Annotated in this window: 1 protein-coding gene and 1 riboswitch; the gene reads left to right on the top strand. The window is 27.9% G+C overall.

Going from position 1 to position 1048, the window contains the following annotated elements; all coding sequences use genetic code 11:
- Window positions 1-146: 146 nt before the first annotated feature.
- A riboswitch (TPP riboswitch) is annotated at window positions 147-247 on the top strand.
- Between the two features lie 62 nt (window positions 248-309).
- Window positions 310-963 (top strand): energy-coupled thiamine transporter ThiT, encoded by a 654-nt coding sequence (gene thiT / locus A500_RS05660; RefSeq protein ID WP_016206627.1) that lies wholly within the window; start codon window positions 310-312, stop codon window positions 961-963.
- The last annotated feature ends 85 nt before the right edge of the window (window positions 964-1048 follow it).

Raw genomic sequence — 1048 nt, 5'->3', positions numbered from 1 at the left:
ATTCATTAAACTATTCACTGTGTCCTTAAATATATAGTACCTTTTTTTGAAAAATAAATAAACGGTAATTTATTACAAATATCTACTAATAAAATTTATTGACTTTTTAATTATTTTTATATAAACTTTACTTATAAATTAAATAATTTAAGTGCTAGGGGTGCCTTTTGGCTGAGAAATGATTAATCATTAACCCTCTTTACCTGATCTGGATAATACCAGCGTAGGAAAGTCACAATGTATTTTGTAGAATTAATTTTTTATTAAGCTATATAGATACCTCCTAGCATATTTTAGGAGGTATTTTTTATGAATAATTTTATTAACACAATAAAAGAAAGTTTTATTGAAATTTTTAAAAGCCCACTTTCTTTGGCAACTTTAATAGGAATAATAATTTTAATATTAGCTCTTATAAAGTTTAAAAGGATTAAGCTTGATGCTAAAATAATGTCTAGAATAGGTATAGCTTTAGCACTAGCTACAATACTTCATCTTATAAAAATAGTGGACTTGCCTAATGGCGCAGGAAGTATAAATTTAGGAAGTATGGTACCAATTTTAATAATTTCTTTTATTTATGGACCTGAAATTGGTATGCTTGCTGGATTCTTATTTGGAGTTATTTATTTAATCTTAAGTCCTTATATACTTCATCCAATTCAAGTACTATTTGATTATCCTCTTCCTTTCATGGCTATTGGGCTTGCTGGATATTTCAAAAATAAAAAGCTAATTGGAACTTTTATAGGTATGTTTGTAAGATTTATATTTCACTTTATATCGGGTGTTCTATTCTTTGGGCAATTTGCTCCTGATGGATGGTCTCCTACCCTTTATTCTCTAATTGTTAATGGTTCAGTTGTTGGAGGAAACTTAATTGTAGTTTTAGTTATCATTGCATTACTGCCATTAAATAGAATTATAGAAAAAAGTTCTAGCCTTCATAGTAAACAGTTGTAAAATTTTGTGAAGCATTTTTCAGTTCACAGTTCACAAGGCACAATGCACAGTTGTTTTATTTTTTAGGGAACAGTTATCAGGTATC

Origin of the sequence: Clostridium sartagoforme AAU1, assembly GCF_000401215.1 — a bacterium.
GTDB lineage: Bacteria > Bacillota > Clostridia > Clostridiales > Clostridiaceae > Clostridium > Clostridium sartagoforme.
This window is presented reverse-complemented; position numbering and strand designations above follow the sequence as displayed.

Bases quoted from the DNA above. Each gene is read 5' to 3' on its own strand.
- thiT (WP_016206627.1), top strand. From the start codon at position 310: ATGAATAATTTTATTAACACAATAAAAGAAAGTTTTATTGAAATTTTT.